This is a genomic window from Roseobacter sp., assembly GCF_024639605.1.
Taxonomy (GTDB): domain Bacteria; phylum Pseudomonadota; class Alphaproteobacteria; order Rhodobacterales; family Rhodobacteraceae; genus Roseobacter.
The window spans coordinates 1-15,418 of record NZ_JAHEHZ010000025.1; the positions used below are offsets into that span (position 1 = coordinate 1).

Consider the following 15,418-nt stretch of genomic DNA (forward strand, 5'->3'; position numbering starts at 1 on the left):
GCGGCATAGTCTCCCGCGGCCATCAGTTTATTGATCTTTTGCACGATATCCATGGACATGCTGTCTGATGAATGTCCGCAGCCGCGATGTCAACGCGCAGCTATTCGCCGGCGTCGAGTGTTTCAAAGCGCAGCCCGCGCGCCGTACGCGCCGGAAATCCTGCCCAGTAAGTGTGATCTTCCGTTGGCAGCGCCTCTTCATCGAGTGCCACAACACCGTCGTTTGCATTTGGGATAAGCTCAAGATAGGGGCGTCGCGAGATATCGCCCCTGAGATGCAGATCAAAAAAGGCCGTTGCGAAATGCTGCGCGATATTGTTCATCCGCGTGCTGTCCCAGACCGGGTCGGCATAATGCTCAAAGGGCACAAAATCGAGTGTTTCAACCGGGTCCCAGGCTTCGGCCGGGGCCGGGATCGGGGCGGCTGCATTGTGATTTGCGTTAGTAAAGGTCAGCAGATGGCGTTCGGTATTGCCGGCCTCTTCAAAAATCGTCCGGATCGCCCCGTAGACAGAAACGTCATCAGAGCTCCCGGCCATAATCAGCGTCGGTGTATCCAGTCCGGCCATGCCGTTGGCGTCCCAGACATCCGCGTTCCGGCCCCAGGGGCCGATGGCTACGATCGCCCGCACGCGCGAATCCCTCAGCGCCGCAAGGCTCTCAGAGCCCGAAAGGTGCGCCGCCAGCAGGCCGCGGGGCGTACCCCAGGAGGCTTCGGTCGCCTGTTGAGTAACGCCCGCGCCGCCAAAAACGAGCGCACCGTATCCGCCCATCGAATAGCCGATCACGCCCACTACGGACGTGTCGATGATGCCGCCGAGCCGGCTTTCCAGCGCCTCCATCTGGTCAATGACAAAGCGCTGGTCCAGTGGCCGGTGATACAGCGTCGACCCGAAAGCCCCCTGATCAGAATAGGTGCTGTCGGTGTGGTCAATTGCAACCGTCACAAAGCCTTTCGATGCAAGGTTTTCGCCCAGATGCGACATCAGATACCGGTTGCCGGGGTAGCCGTGGCTGATCACGATCAGCGGAAAAGTACCTTCACCGGCCGGATCAGCATCACGCGTCGCCCGACCGGTCAGGGTGACGGGTGTCACTCCATCGCGCAGAACCGTGTCATAGCTGGTGCGGGCGCGGTTGTCGTCTTCCGCAGGGTACCAGACCTCTACCGTCAGCGGCCGGTCGTAGAGGGGGATATCCTGGTCAGTGACATTCACGATGTCGATCTGGCCGGGGTTCACAAATTCAAGCGTTTGTACGCCCACAGGCAGGGTTCCGAAGAACGCAAGTTCAGGAGCATCGGGGCGGACAAGATCCACAGGGTTGGTGAGAGCGGGTGTCGCTGCCAGAGCGGCAATGCAAGCGTAGATGCTGGTTCTCGTCACGGTCTGAACTCCGGTCGCGTGTTTTCTGCCTGCCTCATAACTGAGCAATCTGACACGATCCGAACCTAAATCAAGCACTTATACGTCCGAACGGCCGGCGAAAACGCCTGAAACGGCTCTGTGTCTGACTTCCACCCACGCGGGAATGATGTTGCAGGCTGGCAGAATTTTTACGCTGATCGCCCCTTTTCTTGTGCGAAGCCCGGGCGTAAGGCAGGCATATGCCACAGATGATGACATACTCCGGACACACCCGGGCCGTGCTGCGGCTCGGCCTGCCGCTGGTGGGCGGGCATGTAGCGCAGGTTCTGGTAGGGGTGACCGATACGGTCATGCTGGGCTGGTACAGCGTCGATGCTCTGGCCGCGGTTACGCTGGGCGGAACTTTTTTCTTTACGCTGATGATTTTTGGTGCGGGTTTTGCCTGGGCGGTGATGCCGCTGGTGGCGTCGTTTGCGGCTGAGAATGACGAAACGGGCCTGCGCCGGGCCACACGCATGGGGCTCTGGCTAAGCCTTGGATTCGCAGTGCTGGCGTTGCCGCTTATGTACTGGTCAGAGCCGGTGCTGCGGCTCATGGGCCAGAGCAATCAGGTGGCCGCGGATGCGGGCCTTTATCTGCGGGTTGCAGGCTTCGGCATCTTTCCCGCACTGATCGTGATGGTGCTGAAATCTTATCTGGCGGCACTGGAACGCACGCAGGTGGTGTTCTGGATCACTGTCGCGGGCGCCGTCGTGAACGGGCTTGCCAATTATGCGCTGATTTTCGGCAATTGGGGCGCGCCAGAACTTGGTATCACGGGCGCTGCAATTGCATCGGTGGTCAGTCAGATGGCCTATCTGTTGCTGACGGTGATCTATGTTCGCCGCAGTCTGCCGCAGCATGCGCTCTTCCAACGGCTCTGGCGGGCTGATCCGCAGATGCTGAAACGGGTCTTTTCACTGGGATGGCCGATCGGGCTGACCAGCCTGTCTGAAACCGGGCTTTTTGCGGCCTCGGCGCTGATGATGGGCTGGATCGGAACGGTGGCGCTGGCGGCACATGGCATTGCGGTGCAACTGGCCGCTGTCACATTCATGGTGCATCTGGGCCTGAGCAATGCTGCCACGATACGGGCAGGCAATGCGCTTGGCCGGCGCGATCCTGTCCACATGGAACGCGGCGGCATCACCGTCACGGTGCTGTCTCTGATTACCTCGGCGCTGACCATAGCGGTATTTGTCACCTTTCCCGAACCGCTGCTGAACCTCTTTATGCAGGAAGATGAACCTCAGCGTGTGGCGATCCTGTCGATCGGTGTCGGGCTCCTCGGTATGGCCGCGCTTTTTCAACTGGTTGATGGTGCTCAGGCCATCGCTCTCGGCCTGCTGCGCGGGGTGCAGGACACGCGTGCCCCGATGATTTATGCCGCAGTGAGCTACTGGGGGCTGGGGATCCCGTGCTCTTACGCCTTCGGCTTCTGGTTTGGCCTTGGAGGTATCGGCATCTGGCTTGGGCTCGTCATCGGGCTTGGGATGGCTGCGATCCTGTTGTCCTGGCGTTTCTGGCTGGTTGCACTGCGGGAAGTGAGGGCAGGCGTTACGGTCGCCGGTTGAGGATAACTCTCTTGACCAGCCCGGTCCGCGTGACCAGGCTCGGGCTCAGATCCCGGGGAATGCTATGGTAACTGACAGATACGACAACACCATCACTGCCGCGTCAGAGGCTGTGGCGGATGCTTACGCGGATGCTGTCGATTGCCTGCTGGCCGGTGCGCCGGGTCTGATCCCGGCTTTTGAAGCTGTCACGCAGGCAGATCCGGAGTTTGCCCTGGGCTGGGTCGGTCTGGCGCGTGCGCATCAGTCTTTCGGGGCGATGCCAGCGGCCAGGCAGGCGATGGAACGCGCGCGATCTTCTCCGGCGGGGCTCACGGAACGCGAACGCAGCCATATCAACGCTTTTGATCTGCTGATCGGGGGTAAGGGGCCGCAGGCCTACGCCGCGATCCGGGCGCATGTGAACACATGGCCACGGGATGCACTTGTTGCACAGACCTGCTCATCGGTCTTCGGGCTCATCGGTTTCTCCGGGCAGCCCGGGCGTGAGGCAGAAATTCTCGCTTATACCGCGGCGCTGATGCCGCATTACGGCGAAGACTGGTGGATGACCAGCCAGTACGCCTTCGCGTTGTGTGAAAACGGGGCGCTGGTGCGGGCAGAGGATCAGATTGAGCGCGCTCTCGCACGCAAAGAGCGCAATGCCCATGGCGCGCATGTACGCAGCCATATCCTTTATGAAACCGGGCGCACCGCTGAAGGACGCGCCTGGCTCAGTGACTGGCTGGCACCCTACGCGCGCGACGGGATCATGTATGGACATCTGACCTGGCATTCCGCGCTCTGGTCACTCGCGGAGGGGGATACCGAAGCGATGTGGGCGCAGGTGGATGCGGCGGTCGCCCCTGACAGCGGCACTCTGAGCCCGGGCATCAATGTGCTGACCGACACCGCATCAATTCTGCAGCGTGCGATGATGGCGGGTGTCGGGGTTTCAGCGGATCGCTGGGCAGCTGTCAGTGACTACGCTCTGCGGGCCTTTCCTGCCACCGGCAACGCGTTCATTGATGTGCATGCCGCGCTCGCGCACGCCATGGCGGGCAATGACGCGGCCCTGGAGGCGATTATTACCGCTCCGGCCGGTCCGGCGGCGGATCTTGTACCGGGGCTGGCCTGTGGTTTCCGGGCAATGGCCGCAGAAGACTGGGGTGCTGCGTCAGAAAATCTGACCGGAGCGATGAGCGATCTGGCCCGGATCGGCGGCAGCCGGGCGCAGCGTGATCTTGTGGAACAGTGCCTGCTGACCTGCCTGATCCTGGACGGGCGCGACCGCGAGGCACACGACGTCGCACGACTGCGCAGACCGTTGCTGGTATCCGGCGCGGATGCTCATGCCGCGCACTGATCAGGCCTTTCAAGATGCTGTAAAGTAACTACTTATCTGTCTTTCGGGCTGCCTCTGTGCCAGGAGCCCAGCTGATCAGATACCCCAGAAGCTCGCGCAGAACATCGCGCAGATCCGAGGCTTTTTCTGTGTCATAGAGCCAGGGTTCTTCCTCGGACGTCAGATAGGTGCTCTGCGCCAGCTCCATCTGAATTGCGTGCACCCCGGCGTGGGGCCTGCCATAGCGCCGTGTGGTCCAGCCGCCCTTGAAACGGCCGTTCAGAACAGTCGTATACCCCGACGCCCGGTTGCAGATGCCGGTCACGCCCGCGGCCAGACGTGCATCGCAGGAGGCGCCGTTATAAGTGCCGATATTCAGGTCCGGCAGGCGTCCTTCGAAAAGGTGAGGTATCCGTGAGCGGATCGAGTGACAGTCAAAGAGGATAGCAAAGCCGAATTTCAGCTTTACCCGCGCGATCTGCGCGGCAAGGGCTGCGTGATATGGGTTAAAGAACGCAGACTGAAGGCTTCTCATCTCGCGGGTGGTCGGCGGATCGTTCCAGATCGGGTCCCCGTCAAAGGTGGTCAGCGGCACCAGCCCGGTGGTGTTCTGCCCGGGATAAAGAGAAGCGCCTTCGGGATCCCGGTTGGCATCCGAAACATAGCGGTGAAAGCGTGCCCTGACGATTGTGGCCTCAGGCACCAGACGGTCGTAAAGCCTGTCTATATGCCAGTCCGTATCGATGAGACCCTGCCCGGTCTCGTTGAGCCGCCGGTACCAGACGGGTGGAATGTCGGTGCCGGTATGCGGCATGGACAGGATCAGAGGGCTCTCTGCGGGCAGCACATGGACCGGCATCGTTTATATTCTCCCCGCCGGCAAAGGGTCGCGGCTCCTCAGGTTTCTTTCCTGTCGTTTATTACATTCATCTGTGCGAGCCCGCTTTGCCCCAGATCAACCTTTGCGAACGGCCCGCCGTGACACATCTGCCCCGGGTCGGTGGTATCGACAGGCTCTGCGGCGGCCAGCACTTCGGCGGCGAACACTTCGGCGTTGTCCTTCGGACGGTATCCCAGAAAAGAGGCTTTCGCATTATCTACCGGCGCGCGGTCATTGTCGGAAACGCCGTAGATGATGGCAAACCCTGTTGAGGGCGTGTCAATGGCCCGCACCACCAGCCGGATGAGATCGCCGTAGCTCAGCCAGGAGCCGAGGGCGCGTGAGTTATTGACCTGCGCGCAGCTGAGAATGCGCAGATGCACCGATTCCAGCCCGCGTTTGTCCCAGTACATGCGGCCCAGATCCTCGGTGAAACACTTGGCGAGACCGTAGAATGTATCGGGGCGGTGTTCGGCATCCGTGCCGATGAAATCCGATTTCAGATGCATACCCACCGCATGGATCGACGAGGCATAGATGATGCGCCGCACGCCGGCCTTATACCCCGCCTCCCAGATATTGTAGGAGCCTACAAAATTCGGGCCGAGCAGCTCCTCAAATGGCTTTTCATCAACGATGGCACCGAAATGGATGACCATATCGGCTCCTTCCAGCACCGGGGCGATCTGATCCATTTCGGCCAGATCCGCCCGCACATAGGTCTCGCCGGGATAGAGCGTGCCGATATCGTCAGCGATGTCGGTGCTGACCAGTTCGTCGCAGATCGCCGTCAGCGGCTCCCGCAGATAAGATCCCAGCCGGCCGGCCGCTCCTGTCAGCACCAGTTTCATCGTATTTCTCCTCTTTGGTCTCTCATATCACTGCCCGTTCCACAAAAGTCTCACCAGCCAGGATCCGCGACACCGAGAAGGGGCTGAGATCGAGGCTGCGCCAGGCACCGTGGGTGATGCGTTCGGCCAGACCGCGCCCGAGAGCGGGTGCCTGTTGCAGCCCGTGGCCGGAAAAGCCGTTCACAAACATGAAATTATCCACCTCGGGGTGTGGTCCGACAATCGCGTTCTGATCGAAGGTATTATAGTCGTAGTGCCCGACCCACATGTTAATCAGCCGGATCTGCTCAAACTGAGGGATGCGGTTGGCGATAACGGGCCAGAACTTTTCTTCCCAGAGCGCATGATCAGCGATGAAATCGTCGTGGCTTACGGCCGGGTCGTCATCGGGGGGGCCGCCCGCGAGATAATAGCGCCCGTCGCTGCGCACGTGCACGCCCGAGGGGTCGATGGTCAGCGGCAGATCACGGTCTAGCGGGTGAGCCGCGTCAAAGATCCAAGTGTAGCGTTTGCGCGGCTCAACGGGAATGTCGAGGCCGGCCATCTGTGCTGTTTGTGCTGCCCTGGTGCCGGTGGCGTTCACGAAAGTGCCGCAGCTGACAATGTCCCCGGATTTCAGGGTGACGCTGTCGATGCGGGCGCCCTTGCGGTTCAGGCCGGTCAACTCATCGTGGATATATTCCACGCCGTTGCGTCTCGCCATTCTGCGGAACCAGTCGAACATCGTGCCACCATCGAAATATCCCTCGTCCACCAGATTGTGGTTGCCGGCGATGATATCGTCGAGCTGGTAAAACGGGTAGGCTGCCGCGATCTCATCGCGCGACATATGGCGGGTGGCGGCACCGAGGGAGGCCTGGACCTGCTGGCTCTCTTTCAGGGTCTGCGCGAACACCGGCGTGTCGGCAAGATACATGTACCCGTAACTTTGCAGCGCAAGCGCCGGCACATCCGGATCACCGCCCATGAACTCTCTGAATTTGCGGATGAATTCAGCGCCAAACCGGGAAATGGCGATATTGGTTTTATTGGAGAACTGCTGGCGGATGCAGCTGTTGGTGTGGCTGGTCGCGGCAAATTCGTAGGTCGGATCGCGTTCGATCACGAGGATGCGGCCGTCAAATCCGGGCTCGCGGCTCAGCCACCAGGCGACAGACGACCCATAAATCGCGCCGCCGGCGATGATCACGTCGTATGATGTGTGTGCTGGCATGGTGCAGCTCTTTTTCCGACCATTTTACCGTGACCAGCAACACCCGATTGCCTGCAACGTCAAGCTTTGTGAACGCCGGTACGCCGCTTGCCCTGTATCTGGCCTGGCGTGGTGCGGCGCGCGGGCTATGGCGTGCAAAGGGCGGGGCTGCCGGAAATCAGCCGTTTTCGGCGAGGGCACGCGCGTTCTGCGCCATATGAGCGATGATGTCGCGCCAGCGGTGCATGTCGCGCGGGTTAGAGGCGTTGCCGTCGAGCCCGCGGCGCAACACGCCCTGAAGGATCGCGAGCAGCCTGAAATAGGAAAATACCACGTAGAAATTCCAGTTGGCGGGTGGGTCGATGCCGCGGCGATCGCAGTAGCGTTCCACGTAATCGGCTTCGTCGGGCAGGCCTTCGGCGTGCCGGTTCACACCGCCGAGACCCCGGAAGTGGCCTTCGTAGGGCAGGCGCCAGTGCATGCACTGATAGGCAAGATCGGCCAGCGGGTGCCCCAGGGTGCTGAGCTCCCAGTCAAGCACCGCGGCAATCTCTTCGCGGTTCGGGTGAAAGATGATGTTATCAATGCGGTAGTCGCCATGTACGATGCTGCTCTCACCGTCATCGGCAACCATATGATCGTTGAGCCAGCCCATCAGCCAGTCGGCATCAGGGAGCTGATCGGTCGCCGTTTCCGTGTACTGGCGCGACCAGCGCGCGACCTGGCGCTCGAAATAGTTTCCCGGCTTGCCATAATCGCCCAGGCCTACGCGTTCAGGTTTTACCCGGTGCAGCCGCGCCAGTGTTGAATTCATCGCGTCATAGATCCGGCCCCGCGCGGTGCGTTCCTGATCCGGCAGGGCAGGGTCCCAGAAGATGCGCCCCTCGACCAGGTCCATCACCATGAACTGAGTTCCGAGCGGCGTGTCATCGCCGGAAAGGTAGAACACTTCCGGCACCGGCACGCCGGTCTGTGCCAGCGCTTTCATCACGCGGTACTCACGGTCTACAGCATGGGCGGATTTCAGCAGCTTGCCGGGCGGTTTGGCCCGCAGCACATAGGCGTTGTCCCCGCTGCGGATCTGATAGGTCGGGTTGGACTGACCGTCGGGGAATTTGGTGATCGTGTCCAGTCGCCCGAAACCGGCGACGTGTTGTTGCAGGCAGCTTTCCAGTGCGGCGTGGTCAAACTCGTGCATCCGGAAATCCCCCTGGCGCCCATGGACATCTGCCCGCGATCTAAGCAAGTCTGGCAGCGCGAGGAAAGCCCTGAAAACCGGCGCGGGAGGAACTGCCATGGATATGAACTTCAGCATGCGGCCGGAAATGCGAGATTTGCTGGCGCGCGTGGCGGCGATGATCCGCGACGAGGTGATGCCGCTGGAGGCTGAATATCACGCGGAAGTCGGTAAGGGCGACCGCTGGACCTATACCGACCGGCAGGCTGAGATTTTGCAGGGGCTGAAGGCGAAGGCAAAGGCTGCGGATCTGTGGAATTTCTGGCTGACCGACAGCGAACGCGGCTTCGGTCTCAGCACGGTCGAGTATGCTTATTTTGCCGAAGAGATGGGGAAAACACCGCTGGGGGCGGAGGTGTTCAACTGCTCGGCCCCGGATACCGGCAATATGGAAGTTTTTGAGCGCTATGGCACGCAAGCCATGAAAGAGCTGTGGCTGGCGCCGCTCCTTGAGGGGGAGATCCGGTCGGCCTATCTGATGACGGAGCCTGATGTGGCAAGCTCGGATGCCACCAATATCGCCATGTCCTGTGTGCGGGACGGAGACGAGTACGTACTGAGCGGCGAGAAGTACTGGGCATCAGGTGCAGGGGATCCGCGCTGCAAGGTATATATTGTCATGGTGCGGACCGGCGATGACGATGCCCCAAAACATCAGCGTCATTCGATGATTGTGGTCGATGCGGAAACGCCCGGCATCGAGGTGCTGCGCCCGATGATGGTCTTTGGCCACGACGACGCACCGCACGGGCATATGCATCTGCGTTTTACCGATGTGCGCGTGCCGGCAGAGAACATGCTGCTGGGTGAGGGGCGTGGGTTTGAGATTGCACAGGGCCGGCTGGGGCCGGGGCGGATTCATCACTGTATGCGCTCGGTCGGGCAGGCGGAGGCGGCGCTTGAGCTGATGTGCCGGCGGTCCCTGCAAAAAGAGGCCTTTGGTAAGCCGCTGGCACAGCTTGGCGCGAATTTTGATCTGATAGCCGAGTGCCGCATGGAGATCGAGATGGCGCGGATGCTCTGCCTCAAAGCGGCCTGGATGATGGATCAGGGCGATGCGCGTGCTGCCGCTCCCTGGATCAGCCAGATCAAGGTCGTGGCCCCCCGTATGGCGCTCAAAGTGATTGACGAGGCGATGCAGATGCACGGTGGCACCGGGATCAGCCAGGACACACCTCTTGCGATGGCCTGGACCTGGCAGCGCGCGCTGCGTTTTGCAGACGGGCCGGATGCGGTGCACCGCCGGCAGGTGGCACGGGCCGAGCTCCGCAAATACACACAGGAAAAGATCTGACATCACAGGGCGTTTGACAGTGCGCGCCTGCCTGCCCTAAATGCAGGCGCCGGGGGTTTGGGAAGAGGTATTCGGGTGTTCGGAGCAAAAGACCGCAAAAAGGTCGAAAAGCTGATCGGCAAGGTTGCTTTGCGGGACCGCGTGGCCTTTGACGGGCTCTACGAGGCCACTTCCGCGAAACTATTCGGTGTCTGCCTGCGTGTGTTGAACGACAAAGCCGCAGCGGAAGATGCCATGCAGGACACCTATGTTAAAATCTGGAACAATGCGGACCGCTACCAGTCGAACGGTCTGAGCCCGATGACATGGCTGATTACAATTGCGCGCAACACCTCCATAGACAGGCTGCGCGCAAAAAAAAGCGGCAACACCGGTTTTGACAGTGTGGAAAGCACGCTCGTGGCGCCGGGGCTGACGCCCGAACAATCCGCCGTGGCGGCGTCTGAGGCACGCAAACTGCAAAAATGCCTCGACGGTCTGGAGAAAGACCGTGCGGCGGCGGTGCGCGGCGCGTATCTGGATGGCAAAAGCTATGCCGAGCTTGCCAGCCGGTTTGACGTGCCTTTGAACACCATGCGCACCTGGCTGCGCCGTGGACTGATGTCGCTGAGGGAGTGTATGTCGTCATGACCGATGATCTGCATGTCCCGGGCGATGGTGAAGGCGCTGATGATGACAGCCTGGCGGCAGAATTTGCCCTCGGGCTCACGCCGGCTGATGAGCTTGGTCCGCTGCGCGAGCGGCTGAGGACAGATGCGGAGTTTGCAGCGGCCGTGGCCGCGTGGCAGCAACGGCTCGCGTCTCTCGCTGACGATATCAAACCGGTTAAGCCGCCGCGCCGCGCGCACAAGCGGCTGAACCGGCGGCTCTTTGGCGCCGAACGCCGGCCGTTGCTGCAAAAGCTATGGGTCTGGCAGGGCATCAGCTTTGCAGCGCTTGGTCTGGCGGCCTGGATCAGTTTCAGCGATCTGACGCCCGATCAGGTCCCGACCGCCCCAGTCTATGCGACACAGATTTCCAATGCGGATGAGGGCCTTACGGTGCTTGCGGTTTATGACCCGTCGCGTGAAGCGCTGGTGCTGAACCGGACCGACGGCGGCGCGCGTGCGGGTCGTGTACTGGAGCTCTGGGCAATTGCGCCGGATGCGGCCCCTGTTTCTCTTGGTGTACTGCCCGATGTACCGAATGCACGGGTGACCCTGCCGGAAGATCTTGCAGAAATCGCCGGCACGCTCACTCTCGCGATTTCGGACGAGCCAGAGGGTGGCTCGCCCACCGGTGCGCCGACCGGCGAAGTGCTCGGCGCGGGCGAAGTCTCCGAACTCTGAATAAAATCTTCCTCAGCCTGAAACTACAGTCCAGCCCGCTTCGTGGCTGAACCGAACCGACCCGGCATAGCCCCCCCCGCCGGGACAGGTTGTGTAAAGAGTAGAACAGGCAAATGTTCTTGTTAATGAGTGCCCGGCGGGTCGTTGCCACAGGCAGCGCCCGCCGCGGTCTGCAGATTAAGCGTCTGGTGTGGATTAACAATGTCATTCAGCCGTGATTATCGGCATTTCACAATTTACACCGCATTAAACGGCATAAATCTGTAGATAATGTTGCTTTCAGGATGTTCTGAGGGCCGCTTTAAACGGAGAATATTTCTTTCCGGAGCGTGATCCGGCGGCAAATCAGTCGTTTTTGGAATTGAGCGCAGGGATTTTCCGTTCCACAGTGCCGGCCATGCGCGCGCCATTGATTGATAACCTCCAGTATGCTGACTTTTCACCCGAGATCTTTGCGCAGATGCGCGAGGGGGGTGTCGACGCCGTTCATGTGACCGTCGCCTATCACGAGAGCTTTCGTGAGATGGTGCTTAACCTTGAGAAATGGAACCGCTGGTTTGAGGTCCATCCCGACCTGATATTCAGGGGCACGACTGCCGCCTGTGTCGCGCGTGCACAAGAGACCGGACGAACGGCGATCTTTTTCGGGTTTCAGAATCCTTCGCCCATCGGCGATGACATCGGGCTTGTGGAGATCTGCCATCAGCTTGGCATCAGATTTATGCAGCTGACCTACAACAACCAGTCGCTGCTTGCGACGGGCTGCTATGAGGAGGACGACACCGGGCTGACCCGAATGGGCCGCCAGGTGGTTCGTGAGATGAACCGGGTGGGCATGGTGGTGGATATGTCGCATTCCGCCGAACGTTCCACGCTGGAGGCGATTGACCATTCGACGCGACCTGTTGCGATCACCCATGCCAATCCGCACGCCTGGCACGCCGCGTTGCGCAACAAATCTGACACGGTTCTGCGGGCGCTGACCGGGGCAGGCGGGATGCTGGGGTTTTCGGTTTATCCGCATCACCTGGCGGGCGGGACAGACTGCACGCTTGAGAGTTTCTGCGGGATGATTGCGGATACTGCCGGGCGCTATGGCGCAGAGCACCTCGGCATCGGGACCGATCTGTGCCAGAACCAGCCGGACAGTGTGGTGGAGTGGATGCGGGTCGGGCGCTGGTCAAAAGTGATTGATTATGGCGAGGGTACTGCCGCCAGCGCGGGCTTTCCGCCTATGCCGGAATGGTTCCGCGACAACCGTGATTTTGGCAACATTCGTGCGGGGCTTCTGGCGACCGGCCTGTCGGAGGCCGACACGGACGGGATCATGGGCGGCAACTGGCATCGCTTTTATGAAGCGAGCTTTGGCGCGGCATGAAGGACTTCCCGGATATCCCGCAGGCACCGCTGCGCCCGCCCTCTGAGGTGATGCGGCTGAAGCGCATGGGCGCGATGTTCCCCACGCGACTGTCTTTTTTGCGTACACTGATGCGCACTCTGGCAACCGAACAGGTGCAGGTGCGCCGCCCGGTCTGGGACATCAGCGAAGCCGGGTTTGGTCACGCGGTCTATTCTCTGGAGCTTGGCGGATATGCGTATTCGCTGGTCGCGGTCGCCACTGATCTGCCGCCTGATCAGCGCACCGATCGGGTGATCGCCACCGCCTGGGATACGGCCTATGTCCTTTATGACGGCGTGCCGGATGCAGATGAGATCGCGCGTATCTGTGCGGCAGCGCCCCGGCAGGAGGCAGCCCGTTTTACGGAGCGGGATCTTGTGCTGAGCCGCGCCAATAAGTCAGTCCGGCTCTTTTCTCATGTGGTGGAAAGCCTGCGCTCAGGCCGCCAGCCCGATGAAGCACTGGTGCGCGCCACCGGTTATCTGATGCGGACCACCGCCGTCTACGGCAACGGAAAGTTCGGGATCGCCGACCGCGCCGTTTATGATGACCGGCCGGGGCTCGAAGGACCGTTCATGGCTGAGATGCTGACGGTCTGGCTGATCCGTCTTTTTACCCACGATCTGGCTGAGCATCTGGGGGGCAGGGCGCTCGACCGTAAGCTGAAACGGCATCTGGGGATCGGGAATTCAACCGGGCTGGGCATGGCGCCGTTTCTGGTGAACCACCCGGTACTGCTGAATAACTGGATGATGGTGCGTGAAACGGCGCTCGCCCGCGTCCGGGCGGTTACGTCGCTCGATGCGGAACAGATTGCCTGTGTGCAAGCGCTTTATCAGCGCGCGGCACGCCACCTCGCCGATTGGGACGTGCCTGACCGGTCGTATCAGGCGCGGATCGCGGTGCTGCGACAGGACTGGCGGCGGCTTGAACCCTGTTTTTCGACCGCTGCCCTTGCCACAGAGATGCCGGTTGCGCGGCTTCTGGCGCATACCCGCCAGAGCAGCGTTGATCTGCAGGAACTGATGGTCGCGCTGGTGATGGAACCGTTCGGTGGGCTGGTGGACGGGCTGGCCGGGTGTATGAGCGATCCCTTTGGCGCTCTGGCTGTACCTTTTGCAGGCACCGCAGAACTTGCCGCGGCTGTTGATGCCGGGTTCGCATGGGCGCTCGCCCCTGATTACGAGGCGCCTGACCAGTGCCGGCAGTTCTGGTATGTCAGTGCGGCCAAGCAGGAACCACGGCTGGGTCTGCGGTTCGACGAGCCTGGTGAAGAGCTCGAAAGCTCGTTGGATATTGCCAGATGTATCAAGGCATTGCGGCGTGACCTTGAACAAAGAAATGAACCTCTTTCCGCGTTTCTGGCGCGCTTTCCCGAGCATGCGCTTGCGGCGTCGCGGGTGGCCCTCGGGGAGCGTTATCCCTATGCTGAGATCCGTGACAACCTGATCGCAGACACCTGTCTGCCGATTGATATGCTGCGCTGCAAGCTCGCGTTTTTCGGGGCCTCGCGGTTTGACCCTCGATCGGACAGATGGACACGGATCACGCTCTGTCAGGGGGCGCCGCTGGCGGATGAACTGGACGGGCGTGCGGACGACTGGTGGTTGCCGGTTTTCGGCGGATGACCTGGTCAGTTGCGGAAATTACGGCGCTCGCATCAAAAGCGGCACGCGGTGCCGGAGCGCCTGCGTGGCAGGCTGCGCGTTTCGGTCAGGCAGCAGCGCTTCATCTGAGACACGGGCGCCCGGCGACAGAGCTCGGGGAGGCGCTGACCAGCCTTCCTGACGGGCCCGCAATGGATCTGCCACTCGCGCTGGATGCCGCCCTCGCGACAGAGGCGCCGGAGGCAGAGGTAATGGCAGATGCGCCGCCCGGATTGCTGCAAAGCTATATCGACGCGCTGCCCTGCCGCGCGACCGCGACGCCGGGTGAGGCAGGTGTCTGGCGGCTGAGCATCGATCGGGGGGCACCACGGGTACGGCCGGCCCCCGGCCGGATTTCCTGTTCTGATGCGCTGATCGCGCAAATGACCGCACTTGCAGAAAAAACCTATGTACCCGAAACAGATGCCTCGCGTGCCGCTGGTGCCGGTGCCGGGCTGACAGACAACGACTGACGCGTGTCAGGCGAAAGGGTTTTCGTCATAAACCACATGGCGCAGGTAGAGCCCCTGCGGCGGACAGACCGGGCCACAGGCCGCGCGGTCGCGTGCTGCGAGCGCTGCCGCCATATCGTCCGGCGCCCATGATCCTGTTCCCACCCGCTCCAGACTGCCGACAAAGCTGCGCACCTGATTGTGCAGAAACGACCGTGCGCGCACGTCAAAATGCACCTCTGTGCCGTAGTCTGTCCGGTGCCCGGTCACATCCAGACGGTTGAGCGTTTTGACCGGGCTTTCGGCCTGGCAGATCGTAGACCGGAAGGTGGTGAAATCATGCCTGCCGGTCAGATGGGCAGCCGCATCCTGCATTGCCGCGACATCAAGCTGCTGACGGACCTGCCAGACCAGCCCTTCAAGATGCGTGGCCGGCGCGCGACGGCTCAGGATGCGGAAGAAGTACTGCCTCTCGAGCGCCGAGAAGCGCGCGTGCCAGTCGCCCTCCACACGGGCACAGGCGACAATCGCCACCGGCGCGGGCTTGAGGTGATAATTCAGCGCTTCAGACAGCCGGAAAGGCTCCCACTCCCGCGCCATGTCGCAATGGGCCACCTGACCCAGAGCATGCACGCCCGCGTCCGTGCGGCCGGCGGCAGCGATGCTGTGATCGCCCGGCTCGATTCGCGAAAGCGCAGCCTCGATGGACCCCTGAACGGTGGTCTGTTCTTTCTGACGCTGCCAGCCGGCAAATGGCGCGCCGTGGTATTCGATTTTCAGGGCATAGCGGGGCATGGACCGGCCCTAGCGCGCGGGCGGAGCGGCGTCAAATGTCT

The 15,418-nt window shown here is 61.4% G+C and carries 14 protein-coding genes; 8 read left to right on the forward strand and 6 right to left on the reverse strand.

Annotated features, from left to right (window positions below; translation table 11 throughout):
* Window positions 1-100 precede the first annotated feature (100 nt).
* The gene (locus tag Q0M35_RS05270; protein ID WP_295313174.1) at window positions 101-1,384 is read right to left on the reverse strand and encodes an alpha/beta fold hydrolase; all 1,284 of its coding nucleotides are present in this window, start codon (window positions 1,382-1,384) and stop codon (window positions 101-103) included.
* A gap of 221 nt (window positions 1,385-1,605) precedes the next feature.
* On the opposite strand from Q0M35_RS05270, the gene Q0M35_RS05275 reads away from it, so the two are divergent.
* On the forward strand, window positions 1,606-2,979 hold the full coding sequence (locus tag Q0M35_RS05275) for an MATE family efflux transporter (RefSeq protein WP_295313175.1): 1,374 nt from the start codon (window positions 1,606-1,608) through the stop codon (window positions 2,977-2,979).
* Between the two features lie 64 nt (window positions 2,980-3,043).
* Complete coding sequence (locus Q0M35_RS05280; protein ID WP_295313176.1) at window positions 3,044-4,324, forward strand: tetratricopeptide repeat protein; 1,281 nt, start codon at window positions 3,044-3,046, stop codon at window positions 4,322-4,324.
* A gap of 28 nt (window positions 4,325-4,352) precedes the next feature.
* Here Q0M35_RS05280 and hutG read toward each other — a convergent pair whose 3' ends face one another.
* From hutG to Q0M35_RS05300, 4 genes are all read right to left on the reverse strand, one after another.
* Window positions 4,353-5,162 carry an N-formylglutamate deformylase gene (gene hutG, locus Q0M35_RS05285; protein WP_295313177.1) on the reverse strand — a complete coding sequence of 270 codons (810 nt, stop codon included), beginning with the start codon at window positions 5,160-5,162 and terminating at the stop codon, window positions 4,353-4,355.
* A gap of 38 nt (window positions 5,163-5,200) precedes the next feature.
* Complete coding sequence (locus Q0M35_RS05290) at window positions 5,201-6,034, reverse strand: NAD(P)-dependent oxidoreductase (RefSeq protein ID WP_295313178.1); 834 nt, start codon at window positions 6,032-6,034, stop codon at window positions 5,201-5,203.
* A 22-nt stretch (window positions 6,035-6,056) separates the two neighbouring features.
* On the reverse strand, window positions 6,057-7,247 hold the full coding sequence (locus Q0M35_RS05295; protein WP_295313179.1) for an FAD-binding oxidoreductase: 1,191 nt from the start codon (window positions 7,245-7,247) through the stop codon (window positions 6,057-6,059).
* Window positions 7,248-7,404: 157 nt separating this feature from the next.
* A complete protein-coding gene (locus Q0M35_RS05300; RefSeq protein ID WP_295313180.1) occupies window positions 7,405-8,424 on the reverse strand; it encodes a phosphotransferase in 1,020 nt (339 codons plus the stop codon).
* Window positions 8,425-8,521: 97 nt separating this feature from the next.
* On the opposite strand from Q0M35_RS05300, the gene Q0M35_RS05305 reads away from it, so the two are divergent.
* The 6 genes from Q0M35_RS05305 to Q0M35_RS05330 all read left to right on the forward strand — a co-directional run bounded on the left by Q0M35_RS05305 (window position 8,522) and on the right by Q0M35_RS05330 (window position 14,603).
* Window positions 8,522-9,757, forward strand: a complete 1,236-nt coding sequence (locus Q0M35_RS05305) for an acyl-CoA dehydrogenase family protein (protein WP_295313181.1) — start codon at window positions 8,522-8,524, stop codon at window positions 9,755-9,757.
* Between the two features lie 75 nt (window positions 9,758-9,832).
* Complete coding sequence (locus Q0M35_RS05310; protein ID WP_295313182.1) at window positions 9,833-10,387, forward strand: sigma-70 family RNA polymerase sigma factor; 555 nt, start codon at window positions 9,833-9,835, stop codon at window positions 10,385-10,387.
* A complete protein-coding gene (locus Q0M35_RS05315) occupies window positions 10,384-11,085 on the forward strand; it encodes an anti-sigma factor (RefSeq protein WP_295313183.1) in 702 nt (233 codons plus the stop codon). The genes Q0M35_RS05310 and Q0M35_RS05315 overlap by 4 nt, the downstream gene beginning before the upstream one ends.
* A gap of 397 nt (window positions 11,086-11,482) precedes the next feature.
* Complete coding sequence (locus tag Q0M35_RS05320) at window positions 11,483-12,463, forward strand: membrane dipeptidase (protein ID WP_295313184.1); 981 nt, start codon at window positions 11,483-11,485, stop codon at window positions 12,461-12,463.
* Entirely contained in the window at window positions 12,460-14,112 is a 1,653-nt protein-coding gene (locus tag Q0M35_RS05325; RefSeq protein WP_295313185.1) for a hypothetical protein, read from the forward strand. Before Q0M35_RS05320 ends, Q0M35_RS05325 begins: the two co-directional genes overlap by 4 nt.
* Window positions 14,109-14,603 carry a hypothetical protein gene (locus Q0M35_RS05330; RefSeq protein WP_295313186.1) on the forward strand — a complete coding sequence of 165 codons (495 nt, stop codon included), beginning with the start codon at window positions 14,109-14,111 and terminating at the stop codon, window positions 14,601-14,603. The genes Q0M35_RS05325 and Q0M35_RS05330 overlap by 4 nt, the downstream gene beginning before the upstream one ends.
* Before the next feature lie 6 nt (window positions 14,604-14,609).
* On the opposite strand, the gene truA is transcribed toward Q0M35_RS05330, so the two are convergent.
* Entirely contained in the window at window positions 14,610-15,377 is a 768-nt protein-coding gene (gene truA, locus Q0M35_RS05335) for a tRNA pseudouridine(38-40) synthase TruA (RefSeq protein WP_295313187.1), read from the reverse strand.
* Between the last annotated feature and the right edge of the window lie 41 nt (window positions 15,378-15,418).

Coding starts and splice junctions, on each gene's coding strand:
- Q0M35_RS05295 (WP_295313179.1), bottom strand. CDS start 7,247: ATGCCAGCACACACATCATACGACGTGATCATCGCCGGCGGCGCGATT.
- Q0M35_RS05275 (WP_295313175.1), top strand. CDS start 1,606: ATGCCACAGATGATGACATACTCCGGACACACCCGGGCCGTGCTGCGG.
- Q0M35_RS05315 (WP_295313183.1), top strand. CDS start 10,384: ATGACCGATGATCTGCATGTCCCGGGCGATGGTGAAGGCGCTGATGAT.
- hutG (WP_295313177.1), bottom strand. CDS start 5,162: ATGCCGGTCCATGTGCTGCCCGCAGAGAGCCCTCTGATCCTGTCCATG.
- Q0M35_RS05320 (WP_295313184.1), top strand. CDS start 11,483: ATGCGCGCGCCATTGATTGATAACCTCCAGTATGCTGACTTTTCACCC.
- Q0M35_RS05305 (WP_295313181.1), top strand. CDS start 8,522: ATGGATATGAACTTCAGCATGCGGCCGGAAATGCGAGATTTGCTGGCG.
- Q0M35_RS05325 (WP_295313185.1), top strand. CDS start 12,460: ATGAAGGACTTCCCGGATATCCCGCAGGCACCGCTGCGCCCGCCCTCT.
- Q0M35_RS05290 (WP_295313178.1), bottom strand. CDS start 6,034: ATGAAACTGGTGCTGACAGGAGCGGCCGGCCGGCTGGGATCTTATCTG.
- Q0M35_RS05280 (WP_295313176.1), top strand. CDS start 3,044: ATGGTAACTGACAGATACGACAACACCATCACTGCCGCGTCAGAGGCT.
- Q0M35_RS05330 (WP_295313186.1), top strand. CDS start 14,109: ATGACCTGGTCAGTTGCGGAAATTACGGCGCTCGCATCAAAAGCGGCA.
- truA (WP_295313187.1), bottom strand. CDS start 15,377: ATGCCCCGCTATGCCCTGAAAATCGAATACCACGGCGCGCCATTTGCC.
- Q0M35_RS05300 (WP_295313180.1), bottom strand. CDS start 8,424: ATGCACGAGTTTGACCACGCCGCACTGGAAAGCTGCCTGCAACAACAC.